Source organism: Hymenobacter roseosalivarius DSM 11622, from assembly GCF_900176135.1.
In the GTDB taxonomy this organism is placed as follows: domain Bacteria; phylum Bacteroidota; class Bacteroidia; order Cytophagales; family Hymenobacteraceae; genus Hymenobacter; species Hymenobacter roseosalivarius.
Map to the genome: position 1 here is coordinate 1 of NZ_FWWW01000122.1, position 18,202 is coordinate 18,202.

Below are 18,202 nucleotides of genomic sequence, written 5' to 3' on the forward strand. Positions count from 1 at the left end.
CAGTGGAGCTGACGATATCCCAATACACGCCCTTGCCATGGTCCGTCAAATACGCCTCCAGTTGCATCGGCGAATCGGCCGCGTTACACCCGGTCAGCAGGCTTAAGAACAGGGCTAGTCGCTTCATCCGGTGTTCGGGTTATGGCTTGTTGGCCAGCGAGAGAAAAGACACAGCAAGTTGGAGGTTTCTACGAATATCAAAATAACACGCCCTGTTTTACTTCCCGAAAAAGTCGCTAAACATAAGAAGAGTTATAAACCGCGTCTTGGAATAAGTAACAAAATACCCCTTGGTTGTCATAGCTTACAAACGTGGTATTCCTCCACGATAGGTAGCGCTGAAGTACGTGCTACGTAGAACGTGTTTGGATGGTATTTCCTCGGCTAGTTTACTCCTACTCCTGCTAGTTGATGCTCTCGTGGCCACTTGGCTGCGCGGGCGTCTAGCCGGCAGGAATTAGGGGGTGAGGATAGCGCTTCTTTTACTGCTCAGCCCTTCGCCCTGGCACTAGGCCGTATTTCTAGTAGATTTTACCCATGAAGAAACTACTACTTGCTGCCCTACTGGGTCAGGCGCTAAGTGGGGCTCTTTTTCCTATTGGCGGATTTACACGCTAAGCCCGAAAATGACCTCTTATCAAAAAGTGTGGCTCAAAGACAGGTAAGAAAAGGTCGATTCCAAGCAATTAGAAGGCTAGCCTGAGCTTATCAGAAAGGAAATCCTTTGTGATAAGGTGGGTGTATGCCGTTGGCAATAAGCAATAAATCAGCTAGTTAATTGCTTAGCGTGTAAATCCGCCAATAGGAAAAAGAACACCACGCTGCAACATTTCACCCGCGTGGGCGAACTGCTGGGCCTCGCTGTGCCGGCGCTCGTGGCCTTGCGGCAGAACGAGCTGGCCTATCGCCGGGCGCAACCGCTACGCGTCCCCACCCTTGCTTGAGCCCGTGTTTACTTTCTCTCCGCCAGTGGTCTGCGACCAGTGATACCGCCGAGGTGTTCCAGAGGATCGTGCCGTTTATCCGCCCCCTAAAGGCGCCCGGCGCGGGCCCGTGGGGTAAAGTTAGCGGGCATACGTGTACGTCGTCGTGAAGGTGCTTTGCGCATCCGTTGTGACTTGCTTGAGGACCAACCGGCGGAGGGTTAACTCCTCCACGGTGGAGGTATGCGCCCGCCCATTATACGTAGTCGTCAGCACCTGCTGATCCAGGCGGTAGGTGCCGATTTGCGTGCCGTTGGGCGTGGTGGCGCTCAGCGTCCCCTCGGCCGTAAATTTAAGCGTGAATAAGCCGGCCGGCATATTATTGGTGACATCCCGATCTGGGGTGCTGTCATGATAGTCCTCCTGATCCCGGACCGTGATGCCCGTCCACGTTCCCACGAGGGTGACGGCCGGGGTGGGAGGGGCCGGCGAGGGCGTTTCTTCTTGTTTAGCGCAGCTGCTTAGGCAGCCCCCCAAGCAAAGAACGAGGAGCATTTTTTTCATGCGGGCAAGTTACACCGGAATGCGGCTGGTGCTAGGCGCTTCGATTCTTTGTTACCTCCGGCTTCTTAGCCTTTCCTTGTGTGCACTCCATTACTAGGCAAGAGCAGAGAGCCCCTGACGACGTGAGGGCGAAGGACGAGTGGGGAGGGCGCTCAGGAAGCAGGAAAGTCCGCAGCCCCACCCTAGGGGCCGGTGGACCATGACCCAGCGGAACGGGACGCCGGGCATTCTGGCAGCCCTCGTCGAGCTCCCGAAGGCCTAGAGGGTGCCAGAGAGGAAGAGTATTAGCCGGTCAAGGAGAGGAATATAGCTAAAGGCGAGAACTAACCAGGCCGTGTCACCGCTCCTTAAATTGAGGACAAACCAGTGTCCCTATCAGGGGTTGGGCATCGTCCAATTGGATCAACGACCGCCTTGCTTTCGGGTACACCAAGGATGCAGACGAAGCAATTCCAAAACCTCTCTTCACTATTCCAATAGTCACACCGGTCGCAGGTATATATATAACGCTTTTCTAATTATATCTTTTCTAAGTAGTTAAGGAGATCATGACCTTTATGTACAATGATTAGATAAGATGAAGTTGGCTCTTCAAAAATACTATTTACATCTACGCGCTATGCCAAACCATGCAATAGTTAAATCTGACTTACTCGCACTACCCGAAAGCTGAAGAAATCATTAATTCCAGCTATTAAGAAGATTAGTTATATTTTTAGCAACAATATTTGTATTATACATAAATATATTTTAACCTTGTTGCCTTGATTGAATATGATGCTACCCTCAGAAACCAGCTCGCTTCTAGGTAGCAAACCTCTTCTATATTTCTCGCTTTGATACTTAGCTGGAGCCATCATGCTGATTTAGGCAACTCGTTCAATCGCTCCCTTATATTATATTTTTTCCAGAAATGGACTGCCTTTTAAGCCTGCTTAACCCTGTTGCTCTTTCCGCGTCTCGGTAAGTAAGCAAATCTCAGCTAGCCCCGATTACCTGATTATCTGCATCCGTATTTTACGAAGCCATATGGTACGACTGTACTCCGTACGAGCCCTGCTGGGCGTTATTCTTGGTTACTGTAGTCTCCTTCCCATAGCGTCCGCGCAACAGGCTGTTTCGCCCGCCCCCTATATCTGGGAGAATAAGCTGATTCCTCCTTCTCCGGAGGCCGGTGCGTTGAGCAAGGTAGATTTAAATCCTACGGTCAGTGCGACAGGCAAGGCCCCATTTTCTATTCCCCTGTATACGTTGGCGGCAGGGGGAATTCAAGTACCGGTGCAATTAGTGTATACCGGCGGGAATGGTATTCGCGTCAATGAAACCGCTTCCAACGTTGGCTTAGGCTGGGTACTGGACGCGGGAGGGGTCATTTCCGTGACGGTGCATGGCAAGCCGGATTTATATAACGACAGCTACCGAGGGCACCGCTCCTTTCATCCCGCGCTGAGTAAGTATCCCGCCAGCTCCTCAGGCTATTTATGGTGCGATGGAGCTAACCCTTCCTCGCCCGTAAACGCGGAGCACAACTACGCCGAAATGGTGAATGAGGGCTTGCTAGATTCGCAACCCGACGAGTTTAACTTAAAAATGCCGGGAGCGCAAACCGCTTTTGCTCTGGACTCCACCGGGGCCTGTTACGCCATACCCCATAGTAATATACGCATCTTCCTCAAACGCACGGCTGCCGATGATCCATACTTTGAGGCAGTCGACGCCTCGGGCAATCACTTTATTTTTGATCAACGCGAGCGCACCTCCACTATTTCACGCCTCAATGGGTCGACAGTCCGGCCAACGAATGGCGGACCCTACATATCCGGGTTTTACCTCAGTAAAATCATTAACCCCTATGGCGAGGAAATTCTACTGACCTATGAAAGTGTTTTTTACCGCCAGGAATTAGGGACGGACTTGGAAGTATTTCACTTCAACAGCTGCCTCGACAACGGCTCCACCAAGTCGATTACGGATGCTTATACCGTGCGCCAGCAGAGCTTTACGGCCCCGCGCCTCACGTCCATCCAAGCGAAGACGGGTCGGCTCGATGTTATTTATGACGCCCAGCAGCGGTTAGATAATCCCGGCACTAACCGGATAGCCGGCCTTACCGTTACCACCGCAGCAGGCCAGGCGGTCAAAAACTTTGTTTTTGCTCATTCCTATTTCAAGACCGCCCGCTATGCTGTTACGGATACGGCCACGCAACATTTATACGCCCGCCTGAAGTTGCTTAGCGTGCAGGAAAATACCCTGCCTCCACACGTTTTTTCCTACGACACCCTCTTAGCCGTTCCCTCTCGCCTTTCGTTCGCCCAAGATCATTTTGGCTATTATAACGGACGAGATGGTAACCAAAACCTAATTGGTGACCTATCCTATGACTTACATGCGGACCGCGAGCCCGATTCCCTGGCTTGCCGCTTTGCGCTGCTTCGTTCCATTCGTTACCCCACGGGCGGCCAGCAACGCATCACCTACGAAGCACCCCATCAGCTCACCACGAGCATTAAGCGAACGACGTACGCGGATGCAACCCTCAATGCGGGTATGGATACCACCACCCAAACTACCATGGTGCTCGGCCATACTCGGAAACGCAGTATCTCGTGGATTCTACCTAACACGTCTACGGGTTGCCGTAGCACCGTGGCTATCGTACAACTGCCGTTAACCTCCACCAGCTTTCAATTCCACGCCTCCGGCACCTCGGATACCACCTCCCTCGTCATGCCTAAGGGGACATACCGGGTCACGGTTAACAACCGCGCCTGCCAGCAAGATGGGGCCTTCATTTCGGTCCGTTACGATACCTTGATCACCAGCCAAGTCCGCCTTCCCCTATACGGCGTTCGCTGCAAAAAACTGGGCTTTTATGATTCGAATAATCGGCTGGTAAAAACGGTTTCCTTCCGCTTCAAGGGCACGCAGGCGAATCAGGTGCAGCCGTATCGCCGGCAAATGTATACCACCAAATCAAGCCCCTATGGCGACGTCTCGTGCGACTGGAGCGTGTATATGGGCTCTCAGGTGTATACACTGGGGTTTCCGGAAGCTCCCGTGTATTACCAGCAAATCGAGCAGTACCAAGACACGGCGCAAACCCAAGGGAAAACTGTCTACACCTATGAAAACGGGCGGGATGATGTGTACAAGCCCATGCCGGGCTTGGTTCCTACCAGCTATGCGTGGTTGCGGGGACAGCTCACGGATGTAGATCACTACGTCCAGCAAGGGGGGGTGTACAGTCCCGTCAAAAAGACCCAGTACGTGTACGCCCTGCTGCACGATCCCGAAGATTTCTGGGACTTTCAACTGGCCCCCAAAGCCCGGCACGACCTCAATATCGTAGGCGTATACATCCGGACTGTAAAAAATCTGAAGTCACTGGGAGGGTGCAATGAGTATGATTATGGCTTCTATAAATTGCCGTCGGTCGTCCGTTACCTGAGCAAAGAAATTGAAACGCGGTACGCGTCCACGGATACTTTTCAAACGACCAAGCGCTTTTACGTCACCAATTTCGAGCACCTGCAACCGTCTATCACGACCCAGGTCTTTTCGCCGCAGGACTCGGCCTCGACCCACATCACCTATCCCTCGGACTTGGATTTATCCTCCTCGTCTCCGGATGGGCAAATGGCCGCGTTGCTCAAATTACGCAGCAAAGGTATTCTCACGGCCCCTGTAGAAGAAATTCAGTACCGTCAGAATAAGGTTGTGAAGGCGGCTCGCTTTGACTATTCGGCCGCTGCAGTGCCCGTACGCCAGAAAGAGTATGCAGCGCGTCTAGCGGCTCCGTCGAGCAACTTCAGGCCGGCCCGGATTAGCAATGGGCTTTTTACCGCCGATCCCAGCTATCAGCCGGATTTCTCCTATGATTTACACGATAGGCTCGGCAACCCACTGCAGATTACGGCTAGTGCCGACCGCAGCAATGCCTATCTATGGGATGAAATAGAGGAGCACTTGCTCATGGTGGCCCGCAATGCCCAGTTCAGTCAAGTCGCGGCCACCAGCTTTGAATCAACCAACTCCGGCCGATGGCGCTACGACCAAAGCGCGGGAGGGTCGCGACGGCCGGGCGGGCGCACCGGGCGCTGGGCTTACTTACTCACCACGTCAAGTGTCATCTCCAGTGAGCAGCTTCCGGCCGATGACTACGAGCTATCCTTTTGGGTGCAGGGTAGCGGCATTCCCCAACTTCAAGTCACGGGGGGCACGCAGCTCGCCGGCGGGCCTAACCGAATAGCCACCGCCCCAGGTGACTGGCAGCAGTATCGGACGCGTCTGCATTTTACGTCGGTCGGACAAGTAAGTCTAGGGGCGACAGGAACCGGCCCGTCTCTGCTAGTGGATGAGCTGCGCCTGCACCCGGTGGGCGCGCAGATGACGACTTACACGCATGAGCCGCTGGTGGGCCTGACCTCCCAAACCGGCCCGGATGGGCGCACCAGCTACTACGAGTACGACGCGCTGGGGCGCCTGCTGCGCGTGCGCGACGAGCAGGGCCGCATCCTCTCCCAGCAGGAATACCAGTACGCCACCCAGCCCTAGCGCCTTCGCGTTCCTGCTGCCCCTTTCGCTTGCCTTCCCTGTCTGATTTACCTGGTATATGCTGCCCTGCTATCTGCGTCGCCTACTTTTATTTTTCGTTCTTCTCCTCTTGGCTGGGCCCGGCGCGTGGGCCCAGACGCCTTCTGCGGAGGGCCTCGTGCCTGACTCGACCGAATTGCGCGTCTTGCGGGAGTTTTACGCCGCCACGGGTGGCCCTACGTGGACGAATCGTACAAACTGGCTAAGTGGCACCACTCTAGCCGACGCGGCTACGTGGCATGGAGTCACCATCAGCAATAACGATGTAACGCGTCTCTCCCTGCCCACGAACGGCTTGCAAGGCGTATTACCTGCCTCGATCGCGCAGCTGCAGGGCCTGCAACATCTGGAGCTACCCTATAATAGTATTCGCGGATCCCTGCCCCCCTCGCTGGGGCAACTCAGTAAGCTGCAGTTTTTGTGGATCGGCCTCAACCAACTCTCGGGCGCGATTCCCCCCGAGATTGGCCATCTGCGCCAGTTGACGTTTTTTAGATTTGGGGCGCAATCAGCTCTCGGGGCCGATTCCCATCACCCTGGGTCAGCTGACGCAATTAACTTTGCTGATTATCTCCGTCAATCAACTAACGGGAGCCTTGCCCCCGGAGCTGGGGAATTTAGTGCTGCTTGACCACTTATCGCTGCACAGCAACCGCCTAAGCGGACCGTTACCCGCTGCCCTGGGGCAGTTGCGAGCGTTGACCAGGCTGCAACTGCATAACAATTCGTTTACTGGAGAGGTCCCGGTTGCCTTGGCCCAGTTACCGGCGCTCACCTCGCTGAGTTTGGCTGGTAACCAGTTGACTCGCCTCCCCGCTTGGGTGGCATCAAGCCCCCTGACAACACTGAGTACTTCCTCTAACTTTCTCCCGTTTGGCTCCTTGGAACCTAATTTTGCGGGTCCAGGTCAACCAATAAAAGCGGGTTTCAGCTATGCGCCCCAGCGCACGCCGCCCGGCGCCGACACGGTCCAGTTTACTGTGGGCGACACGCTACGGCTGACGCGCTCGCTGGGCGGGCGCCGCACCCACTACCAGTGGGAGCGGGAAGTCAGCGGCCAGTGGCAACCCGTCAGTGGGGCCACCGACTCGGTGCTGGTGCTGGCCGCGGCCGATACGACCGCCGCGGGCCTGTACCGGGTGCGCGGCACCAACGACTGGGTGACGAGCCTGACGCTGTACAGCAAGAGCGTGTACGCCCAACCGGGGGATATTGCCCAGCTGCGGGCCCTGCGCGAGCTCTACGAGGCCACGCAGGGGGACAGCTGGACCCGTCACGAGAACTGGCCCAGCGGGGACGCGGCCTGGCGGGCCGTGCGCTCCATCAGCCAGTGTCAGAACTGGTACGGGCTGGACGTGCAGCAAGGCCAGCTGCGCGGTATCCAGCTCGCGTATAATAACCTGCGCGGTCCCCTGCCCGCGAGCATCGGAGAGCTCCAAGACCTGGACTACCTCTACCTGATGCATAACCAGCTGCGGGGCCTGCTGCCCGCCAGCCTGGGCCAGCTGTCCCGGCTGACTCAACTCTATCTCAACCACAATCAGTTGTCGGGCTTTGTTCCCGAAGGCTGGGGGCAGCTGCCCCTGCGGGGCCTGGGCCTGAACAACAACCAGCTCACCGGGTCGCTGCCCGCGGACTGGAGCCAGCTGACGCGCCTGGAGTACTTGTATCTGAGCAACAACCAGCTCACGGGCGGCTTTCCCGCGGCGCTGCTGGCGGGTGGCAACCTGCGGGCCCTGTACCTAAGCAATAACCGCTTGACGGGGCCCGTGCCCGCCGGCCTTAGTCAACTCGCGGCCCTGCAGGAGCTGGGCCTGAATGGCAACCGCTTCACGGGGGCCGTGCCTAGGAGCCTAACGCAACTGCCCCTGGCCGCGCTCTACCTGAGCGAGAACCGATTCACGGACCTTCCCAGCTGGGTGGGGGCGGCCCGCGTGCCCGGTGACTTTTACGTGAATAGCAACTTTCTGGACTTCGCGTCCCTGGAAAGCAACTTCACCGGGCCCAGTCAGCCCGTGCAGCCCGCCTTCTACTACGCGCCTCAGCGCACGCCGGGCCCGGCCGATACGGTGTACTTCCAGCACGGCGAGCCGGTGACGATCACCCGCTCGATGGGCGGGCAGCAGAACGTCTACCAGTGGGAGCGCCGGGTGGGCCAGTTCTGGACGGCGCTGCCCGGCCAGCAGGCCCCCACCGTGACCGTCGGACCCGGGGACGAGGCCACGGAAGGCGAGTACCGGCTGCGGGTGACCAACGGGTGGGTGGCGGGCCTGACGCTCTACACCAAAAGCGTGTATCTGAGCCAGCTGCCCTACGCGCCGCTGGCTACCAATTCCCCCGTGGAGGGATCCTGCTCGCCGCTGATCACGGCGGTGCCCCCGACGAGTCGGGGCGATGCGCAAGACCCCGTCAATTACGTGCGCACCTACGCGGCCCGCGAAGCGTTTACGGAGCCCAGCCGGCTAACGGCCGGCACGCATAAGCAGGTGCAGGTCACGACCCAGTACCTAGACGGACTAGGGCGGCCGGTGCAGACCGTGCAGCGCCAGGCCTCGCCCACGGGCCGGGACCTAGTCCAGGTGCAGGAATATGACGCCCTCGGGCGGGAACCCAAACAATTTCTGCCTTACTCGGCGCCCGCCACGGCGGACGGGGCCTACCGGCCCGATGCGCGCCGCGAGCAGCACACCTTCTACGCCGGGGGCAGTTCCGACCCCGCGGTTACGGGTCTAACGGCCACCTTGCCCCGGACGGGAGTGGCCTACGCCGAGACGGGCTTCGAGCCTTCGCCCCTCAACCGGGTCTTAGCGCAGAGCAGCCCCGGTGAGAGCTGGAGCATGAGCCAACGACCCATTACATCCCAGGAGCGGCCCAATACGGAAGTGGACTCCGTACGGCGCTGGCAGCCCGGCTACGGCAGCGAGCGTGAGGACCTCGTCTATCAGGGTTTCTACGCCCCCGGGGAGCTCTGGGTCAAGCAAAGCCAGGACGAGCAGCAGCAGACGGCCCGGGAGTTCTCGGACAAGGAAGGCCGGGTCGTGCTCAAGCAAGTGGCCCAAGTAGGGGGCAACGCCCCGGCTCAGTGGCTGAGCACCTACTACGTCACCGATGACTTCGGCCGCCTGCGGGCGGTCGTGCCCCCTAAGGCGCAGCAACTGATCCGGAAAAACAACGGGCAGGTGACGGGCGCGGGCGTGGAGCGCCTGTTGTTCCGCTACCACTACGACGCGCAGGGCCGCCTCACGGAAAAGCAGATTCCGGATCAAGCCGGCTACCAGTACACGGTCTATGACGCGCTGGACCGGCCCATCCTCACCCAGGACGTGACCCAGCAGGCTACCAAAGAATGGGTCGTGACCAAGTACGACGCCCTGGGCCGGGTGATCTACACGGCTCTGGTGCGCTTTCCCGATCTGACGGGTTCGGCGGACCAGCTGCGCCAAACGCTGCAGGGCCGGGCCGACGAGGCCAGCGAACAAGAGCAACCCCTGTTCGAGACGCCCAGTGCCAGCCCCGTACTCAGCCGCGCCTACTACACGCACAATTCCTTCCCCGACGTGCCGGCCCAGGTGGACGCGCAGCTGCTGAGCGTGAGCTACTACGACACTTACGACTTCGATCAGAATGGGCAGGCCGACGTCACCTACCAGGTCCCGACGGCCGCGGCGCTGGCCTGCGCCGCTAGTGAGGTTCCCCAAGCCGACGCGCGGGTCACGGGCCAGCTCACCCGCTCCCTGGTGCGGGTGCTGGGCCAGGCCGACGGGGCGGTGGGCGCGTGGCTGACCACCACGACTTTCTTTGATGAGAAGTTGCGGCCCATCCAGGTCAGCAGTACCAACGCCCGCGGCGGTCAGGATGTGGTCTCCACCCGCTTTGACTTCACGGGCCAGGCCCTCACCTCCTACACCGTGCACACGGATCCTGACCAGCAGGGCGAGTTGCCCGTGCGCGAGCAGCGCCGCTATGACCATGCCGGGCGCCTGCTGACCCTGACCCAGGAGCTGCAGGGGGCCTCACCCCAGGTGCTGGCCCGCTACACCTACAACGAGCTGGGCCAGCTGGAAGAAAAGCAGCTGGGCGGCACCTTGCCGCTGGCCGCGGCCGGCACGGCCGTTGCCGTGCCCTTGCCTACGGACGCCAGCCCCGCGCCCCTGCAGCGGGTCGACTACCGCTACAACATCCGCGGCTGGCTGACCGGCATCAACGATTTGGCCCAGCCTGACCCCCAGGACTTGTGGAGCTTTGCCCTCAGCTACGACTGCGGCTTTACCCTGCCCCAGTTTAACGGCAACATCGCCGGGCAGCGCTGGCGCTCGGCTGAGGACGGCATCGAGCGGGCCTACGGCTACCGCTATGACGAGCTGAGCCGCCTGCTGCAGGGCAACTTCGTGGCCCGCACCAGCGTAAGCCCCACCAGTAGCTGGTCCGCGGAAAAGCAGAACTACCGCTTCTGGGCCGCCAGCTACGATGCGGGGGGTAACCTGCTGACGCTGCGCCGCCGCGGGCTGGTGCAGCCGGCCTCGCGTCTCGCGGCGGCCCAGTACGCCGAGACAGACAACCTGCGCTACCGCTACGAGGCGGCCAGTGGCAGCGCCGAGCCCGCCAGCAACCGCCTGCGGCGGGTGGATGATCTGGCGCCCGCGGCCACGGCCTTTGGCACGAAGGTGCCTCAGCGTCCCGACTTCACGGATGGGGCCACCAGCGGCAGCACCACGCCCGACTACGGCTACGACGCGGCCGGCTCGTTGACCAGTGATAAGAACAAGGGCATTACCAGCATTCGCTATAACTTTCTGCACCTGCCCGAGCGCATCGAGTGGAGCAATGGCAACGCCCTGGAGTACCGCTACGCGGCCTCGGGGCAGAAAGTGGCCAAGCTCGCCTTCGAAGGCACGAAGGAGAAGGTGCAGACCGACTACGCGGGTGGCTGGCAGTACGAGCGCGACTCCCTGCGCTGGCTCACCCACAGCGAAGGCCGGGCCCTGGTGCAGTACCGGAAGGATGCCGCGGGACAGGTATACCCCCGGATCGCTTACGAGTACACCCTGAAAGATCATCTGGGTAACCTGCGCGTGGCTTTCCGGCCCGGGGAGCGCACCACCTATATAGCCATGCTCGACTCCAACCCCGACCAACTGGCGCGCGAGCAGCAGCAGTTCGACTCGGTGAGCGTTTCCTATCCCATTCGGCAGACGGTGGGCATGCAGTTCGCCTACGGCGGGGACGGGGTGGCTTTGCTGAATGCCGGGGGCACCCAGCCCCGGCCGCTGGGCCCGGTGAAGCAGCTGGTGGTCAGCCGCGGGGACACGGTGGAGGTGACGGCCTTTGCCATGTACCAGCAGCCGGTCACGAACAGTCAGTGGAACTTCCTGCTGGCCTCCTTCGTGGCCTCCGTGCTCCAGCAGCAGCCGGCCACGATGTCCACGGGCGATGGGGGCACCCCAAAGGTGCGGGTGCTGCCCTTGCTGCGCCTGGGCCTGGCGATGGTGCCGGCCGTGCAGCAACTGGTGCAGGAGGTGCCTAGGGCCTACCTGCGGGTACTGGTCTATAACCAGGATTCCGTGCTGATCGATCACAAGGAGGTGCCGCTGAGTCTGGCGGCCAAAGGGGGCTACGAGCGCCTGTATCAGCGCGTGTTCGTGCCGAAGGCGGGTTACGTGCAGGCCTACGTGGCCAACGAGAGCGACTCGGATGTGTTCTTCGACAACGTCACGGTCGAGCATCGCCAGGGCCTGCAGGTGCAGGAAAACCACTACGATCCCTTTGGCCTCGATTTAGTCGGTTTGTCCCGCAGCCCGGGCCTGAAGGACCTGAACCAGTACAGCTGGAATGGCAAGGAGCAGCAAAGTGAGTTTGGCCTGGGCTGGCACGACCACGGCTGGCGCTTCTATGACCCGGCCCTGGGACGATGGGTGGTCACCGACCCCGATGCGGAGGAGGCCGACCAGGAAAGCTGGACCACCTATCAGTTTGGAATGGACAACGCCCTGCGCTTTTATGATCCTGATGGTAGAGAAATTGTTGATCCTAAAGGAAACCACGTAGATGTAAATGTGGGCAAAAATAATCAACTTACTTTTTCTCCCAATGCAACGAATGATATTAAATTGATAGCAAGCACATTAGTTTTGACTCCTCAAGGAAGAGAACAACTGAGTACACTGAAGTCATCAAGTGTAAGAGTTGCTTTATTTACTGTAAATGAAACTAGAGTGATAACTAGTAAAAATGGTTCAAAATCTCTTAGAACTGCGGGAACTCAAAGAGATTCTTATATAAAACAAAAGGACGGTACTGTAATGCCACAAGTGGCTTCAATAACTGTTTATAGGGGAAGTGTAAAGGCAAGTACCAAGCCGGGTGGCAAGTATGCGGGCCTAAGTGAAAAGCAAGCAATAGGTGCAACTGTAGGGCATGAAATTGTTCATGCTACTAATAAGGTAGAAATTAATAAGGATTTTAATAATCGGAGGCGTCCTGAATCAGATAGAGAAAAAATACCTGATCAAATAGGGGCAAAAATTGTTGAACAATATAAGAAAAAATAACCATGATAAATAAATTAAAAAACGCAGCTACATCTCTATTATGCTTATTTATATTTCATGAATGCAATGAAAAAAGGATCGATTTAGTAGATAAAAAAAATCATCCTTTAAGTGTGCATATTTTGGATAAAGAGAAAACATTTTTATTTAATTATGCTAAGGAAAAAGATGGATTAACCGGTAATATTGGTCATGTTTTTGTCGAAAAACTCTTTAACACAAGTGACTCACACAACGGTATTTACATATTTAGAATCGATGCTTCCCATACTCATGAAAGGTTCTTCATAAAGGATAAAGAAAATATCATTATATTTAATTCTATTTATTTTAATGATTTATTAAAGGAATATTCATATTATGCAGACACTGCTAAAAGTGTGTCCCTAGATAATAAAATTTCCTATTTGAAGAGTATTTGTACATACTTAGAGGAAACTAATAATTAACAGCACCACTATTTAGCTTGTAATAAGTTACATGCGTACCCCAAGATGGCGATATGGTCAGCTTTGCATAAGTGGATAATCACAAGTATAGAGGTTTTACTAAATCAACCAGGTAGGTTGAATAAGTGTTATAGCATAAGGCTAGTGGAGATTTAGCTGTTAATTGGGTTAAAATCGTGCAGAAGGTGCTTAGCGCTTACCTGCGAATACTGGTCTACAACCAGGACTCGGTGCTGATCGAGGAGAAAAATGAACTCCTAAGCACGGCCGCGCAGGGGGGCTACGAGCGCCTGTATCAGCGCGTGTTCGTGCCGAAGGCGGGTTACGTGCAGGCCTACGTGGCCAACGAGAGCGAGCAGGAGGTGTTCTTCGACAACGTCACGGTTGAGCACCGCCAGGGCCTGCAGGTGCAGGAAAACCACTACGATCCCTTTGGCCTCGACTTAGTCGGATTGTCGCGCAGTCCGGGCCTGAAAGAGCTGAACCAGTACAGCTGGAATGGCAAGGAGAAACAGGACGAGTTTGGCCTGAACTGGCACGACCACGGCTGGCGCTTCTATGACCCGGCCCTGGGCCGGTGGGTCGTCACAGACCCCGATGCCGAGGAAGCCGAGCAGGAAAGCTGGACTACTTATCAGTTTGGAATGGACAATGCCGTCCGCTTTAATGACTTGGATGGACGTTGCCCAACCTGTCCAGTTGCGGCGGCAGGCGCTCTAGCTGGTGCTTTGCTAGGCGGCGGCATCGAAGCTGGTATGCAATTATATAATAATGGTTCTGTCACAAATTGGAATGCTGTCGGAGGAGCAGCTCTACAGGGGGGAATTACTGGTGGCTTAGCAGGCTTAACAGCAGGAACAAGTTTAGCAACTACTGCTGCAGGTTCAGGCTTGGCAAATGCTGTAGGGGGAGCTGCCAGTAATGCTATACAGGGTAAAGCTATAACAGTTGAATCTGTAGCAAAAGACGCTGCAATTGGCGTAGGCTCAGCGCTGGGTGGTGCACTTGCAGGAAAAGCTGTTGAAGCCGCTCAAGTTTCAAAGCTTGGAAAAACCTTGACTAAACTTGCAGGCGAAGCGCAAGAGAATGTTACTAGTGCAACAGGAAAGGTTGCTGGTCAAAAAGGATTTGGCACTGCAGCTCATAAAGAATTTCAGACTTTAATTGATGCAAAAGGCTTGAAGAATGTTGCTACAGAAAGATCATATCTAGGTGGAAGAGTTGTTCCATACGGAACCAAAGGCTCCTCTCGTGCAGATGTAGTCCTGACTCGCTCCAATGGGCAGGTTAGGCAAGTGTTCGACTTGAAAACAGGCGGTGCTAAGCTGAGTGATAGTCAAGTAGGTAAGTACATTAAAAATGTACCTGGAGTAAATAAAGCAAACCAGATAAGTGAAATAAGATGAAAAGCAAAGACGTAAAAACATTGGTAGTCAAAGGCCTTTCCAAATATCTAGATACATCATTATCAACATGGAAGCTCAAGAATCACTTATTTTATGGTCCTGTTGATAATGGAATTCTTCAAGGTATCTATTTCAACAGTTCAGGATTCTCCTCAAATAGATTCGAAATAGTTGCTTTTATTCAACCTTTATATGTGCCGTCGGATACCATAGATTTATCATTTAGCTTAAATTTAAAGACCCAAAACAAAAAGCAATGGTGGGAATTCAATGAGGATTCTTTAGAAGTTACAGCGAACGAAATAGCATTGCAGATAAACGCTAACGCAAAGGCTTTTTTAACTTCTCACCAAAAACCGGTGAACGTATACAAAAGCTTTTATCAGAACAGGAAAAGTTCTTATCGTCATTTCGAGATGGTGGCATACTCAGCTGTATATGCAGAATTACAGACAGCTACTAATGAGTTGAAGGAGCTGTTATCATTTATTAAAAATAAAGAAGATTTGCATAATGAGTGGGTAAGCCAAGTGTACAATAACACTATTGAACTGTTGTATAGCGACAACCCCAAAGCACTTTTAAGCCAGTGGGAGTATAAAACGTTAAAAGCATTAAAAATCACATAGACTAACGCGTCCTCATAGTTTGGTTTTCGGGTAAGGGTGTGACTCACTAGCGCAACATTTCGATCTCTTTTTAAGCATTTGCTGCTGACCGTGGGGGAGACTTGGTCCCGGCCCTGCAACAGCAGCCTCGTGTCATGCCCAAGGCGTACTCGCGCCTTTTGCTTTTCGACGCCGACTGCGCCTATATAGCCCAGCAGCTCACGAGCGCTTATATAAGCGCGTGTTCGTGCCCCAGGCGGGCTATGTGCAGGCCTACGTCGCGAACGAGAGCGACACGGACGTGTTCTTGGAGAGCATTAGAAAGTGTGGGGCACTCCTGTTGCTTGGCCGGTCCATGCACTCAGGGGGCGGATAGCTGCTGAACCTAGATTTGAATTGCCCCACACTTTTTGATGCTCTCCTTATTCTACTCTGTAGCGCGTTGGGCTAGCCGCTGGACTTGTTTGTGGGTGAAGCGGCAGCCGCGGCGGGTGCGAAAGCCCAAACTCTCCAGTTCCTGGGCAATCTGATTGTACCCGTGTCCCTGCGCGAGGCGGGCCAGGATCAAGGCCGTGGCCTGCCGATTCGCCTCGTGGGTGCGCGCATTCTGCTGCCGAATAACTAGCCCCTGGGCCTGCGCCGCGGGCGTTAGGTTCGCGGGGGTCCCCAGCTGCCGGCCTTGGGCCTTCAGCACCTGCAAAGCCCGGCGCGTGCGCTCGCTGATCATGTCGCGCTCCTGCTCGGCCAGGGCCGCGAAGATGTGCACGGTAAACTTGTTGGCCTGGGGCTGATCACAGGCCACGAACTCCACCCCCGACTCCATCAGCGAGGCAATGAAGGCCACGTTGCGCGAGAGCCGGTCGAGCTTGGCAATGACGAGCACCGCCCCCCGGCGCTGGGCCAGCTGCACGGCGGCGCGTAGCTGGGGCCGGGCCGCCGTTTTGCCGCTCTCCACTTCCACGAACTCCCCCAGCACCGCTTCTTCTTTGACAAAGCTGCGCACCATCTGCTGCTGGGCGGCCAGCCCGAGCCCGCTCTTGCCTTGCTGCAGGGTACTGACACGGTAGTAGGCGACGTACGGCATGCATGAGGGCGGTTGGGAGAGGAATCCAAGACAAATATAGTGGGCTTGGACATTTATTAAACGACCGTTTACATAATGTCCAAGCCGCTGCCCAAAACCTAACTGTAGAAACCTATGCTATACATAATGATCGTTCTCGGACTCGTCTTGAGATCGGTACGGTTTTCGGCCCGCCGCGCCGCGCTGTCCGGCGTGCTCCTTTCCGGGTAAGCAAGGCTTCGCTACCTTTCGTGCTACTTATAAGTACTAGGGGCCCCACCTCCCCGCCCCGCCCTGGTAGCTCTCCTTACTTCTTATGTGGACTTCTTCCCGCACGCGCTTACGCCGCCTCGAGGCGGCCTGGCACCAGCCAGCTGCGCCCTCCCCCCACTTCCCCCTACTGGCCCGCCGCTACTACGACGCGGTGCAGCACGAGCCCGCCTACCACCGCCTGCCGGACCAAACCTGGGCGGACCTGAACGGCGACTTGCTCTTTGGCCTGCTCGATGCCACGGTGAGCCGGGTCGGCCAGCAGTGCCTGTACCACCGCCTGCGCAGCCCACTCGCCGACGAGACCCCCTTGCACGAGTTTGAGGCGGCCGCCACCCTGCTGGCCCAGCAACCCGGGGCCCGCGGGCACGCCTTGCTCGCCCTCGACCAGCTGACGGCCCAAGAGGCGTACTACCTGACCGATTTGATTAGCGGCCAGCCCCTGCCCGTTTTGCCCGGCGCGCGCTTCGCGCCGCTGCTCGCGCTGGGGCTGGTGGCCACGGTGCTCGGGGGCTTTTGGCTCCCCGTCCTCTGGTTCGGTACGATGGCGTTTGCCCTCACCAATGGGGTGTTTCACTTCTGGCAGCACGCGCGGATTAAGCGCAATGTTCGCCCCCTGCTACACCTGGGCCGCTTGCACCGGGCGGGCCAGGCGCTGCAGCGGGCGGCCCTGCCCCTACGGCCGCTGCAGCGCCTGGCCGCGCCCCTGGCCCGGCTGGGGGCCCTCGTGCGGCAAGTCGCGTTCTTTCAGGTGGAAGCCGATTTGCAAAGTGATATAGCCGCCGCCGCCTTGTATCTGTTCGACCTGCTCAAGATGCTGCTGCTGCTCGACGTACTGCTGTATGCCCGTTGCCGGGTGGCCGTGCAACAGCACGCGCCCGCGATTCGGACGGTTTTTGAAGCGGTCGGCTACGTCGATTGTGCCCTGGCGGTGGCCAGCTTCCGCCAGCGCCACGCCACCTGCGTGCCGCACTTTGGGCCGGCGGCCGCGGGCATCCAGCTGCAGGCCGGCTACCACCCGCTGGTGCCCGGGTGCGTGCCCAATGACCTGACCCTGGCCGGGCAGGGGGTATTGCTTACCGGCTCGAATATGGCGGGCAAAACCACCTTTATGCGCACGCTGGGCGTGAATGCCCTGCTGGCCCAGACGATCGCGACGTGCCCGGCCACCGCCTACCGCGCCCCGTTTTGCCGGGTACTCACCAGCCTGAGCCTGGCCGACAGCCTGCCCACGGGCAAAAGCTATTACTTGGTTGAAGCCGAAACCATGCGCCAGTTGCTGCTGGCCTGCGAGGCGGCCCCCGGCAGCTACCTGCTGCTGCTGGATGAGCTGTTCAAAGGCACGAATACGCAGGAGCGCATCGCCGCCAATACGGCCGTGCTGGCCTACTTGCAGCCGCGCAGCTGGGTCGTGGCGGCCACCCACGATGGGGAGCTGGGCGCGCTACTGCAGTCGTGCTATGTCGAATACCACTTTTGCGAGACGGTCACGGCGGAAGACTGGTATTTCGACTACCGCCTCAAAGCGGGTCCGCTGACCACGCGCAATGCCATTCGGTTGTTGGCGCGCCTGCACTACCCGGCGCAAGTGGTCGCCACCGCGCAGGCGCTCAGTGCCACGCTGGCTACCCGGGCGCAACCTAGCAGCCCGCAACTACCTACGCCGGGAGCACTTAGTTCGGTGGCTGATTCGACCAGTTGCGAGAAGGAATTGGTCGGCTAAAGGGCTCAGCGTAGCACCATTATCCTGCATCGAGTATATATTTATCTGTTTA

The 18,202-nt window shown here is 57.2% G+C and carries 9 protein-coding genes and 1 pseudogene; 8 read left to right on the top strand and 2 right to left on the bottom strand.

The genetic code is table 11. From position 1 onward, the window contains the following. Positions 1-1,064 precede the first annotated feature (1,064 nt). Positions 1,065-1,487 carry a lipocalin family protein gene (locus B9A24_RS21160; protein WP_084448105.1) on the bottom strand — a complete coding sequence of 141 codons (423 nt, stop codon included), beginning with the start codon at positions 1,485-1,487 and terminating at the stop codon, positions 1,065-1,067. Positions 1,488-2,516: 1,029 nt separating this feature from the next. Between B9A24_RS21160 and B9A24_RS21165 the strand changes: the two genes are divergently transcribed. The 7 genes and pseudogenes from B9A24_RS21165 (at position 2,517) to B9A24_RS21185 (ending at position 15,115) form a co-directional block, all read left to right on the top strand. Beyond that, the gene (locus B9A24_RS21165; protein ID WP_084448107.1) at positions 2,517-6,044 is read left to right on the top strand and encodes an RHS repeat protein; all 3,528 of its coding nucleotides are present in this window, start codon (positions 2,517-2,519) and stop codon (positions 6,042-6,044) included. Between the two features lie 58 nt (positions 6,045-6,102). After that, entirely contained in the window at positions 6,103-6,714 is a 612-nt protein-coding gene (locus tag B9A24_RS21875) for a hypothetical protein (protein ID WP_143435168.1), read from the top strand. After that, positions 6,704-6,826, top strand: a pseudogene (locus B9A24_RS23335) (hypothetical protein); the annotation flags it as partial. The gene B9A24_RS21875 and the pseudogene B9A24_RS23335, both read left to right, overlap by 11 nt. 138 nt (positions 6,827-6,964) lie before the next feature. After that, a complete protein-coding gene (locus B9A24_RS21170) occupies positions 6,965-12,631 on the top strand; it encodes a DUF6443 domain-containing protein (protein ID WP_234997602.1) in 5,667 nt (1,888 codons plus the stop codon). A gap of 2 nt (positions 12,632-12,633) precedes the next feature. Further along, positions 12,634-13,080 (top strand): hypothetical protein, encoded by a 447-nt coding sequence (locus B9A24_RS21175; RefSeq protein WP_084448112.1) that lies wholly within the window; start codon positions 12,634-12,636, stop codon positions 13,078-13,080. Between the two features lie 230 nt (positions 13,081-13,310). After that, positions 13,311-14,486: an RHS repeat-associated core domain-containing protein gene (locus tag B9A24_RS21180; RefSeq protein ID WP_159452135.1), complete on the top strand. Its 1,176-nt coding sequence runs from the start codon at positions 13,311-13,313 to the stop codon at positions 14,484-14,486. Further along, entirely contained in the window at positions 14,483-15,115 is a 633-nt protein-coding gene (locus B9A24_RS21185) for a hypothetical protein (protein ID WP_143435169.1), read from the top strand. Before B9A24_RS21180 ends, B9A24_RS21185 begins: the two co-directional genes overlap by 4 nt. Positions 15,116-15,521: 406 nt before the next feature. On the opposite strand, the gene B9A24_RS21190 is transcribed toward B9A24_RS21185, so the two are convergent. Further along, positions 15,522-16,178: a recombinase family protein gene (locus B9A24_RS21190; protein WP_084448120.1), complete on the bottom strand. Its 657-nt coding sequence runs from the start codon at positions 16,176-16,178 to the stop codon at positions 15,522-15,524. A 295-nt stretch (positions 16,179-16,473) separates the two neighbouring features. Here B9A24_RS21190 and B9A24_RS21195 point away from each other — a divergent pair, with 295 nt between their 5' ends. After that, entirely contained in the window at positions 16,474-18,150 is a 1,677-nt protein-coding gene (locus B9A24_RS21195; RefSeq protein WP_084448122.1) for a MutS-related protein, read from the top strand. Positions 18,151-18,202: the final 52 nt, after the last annotated feature.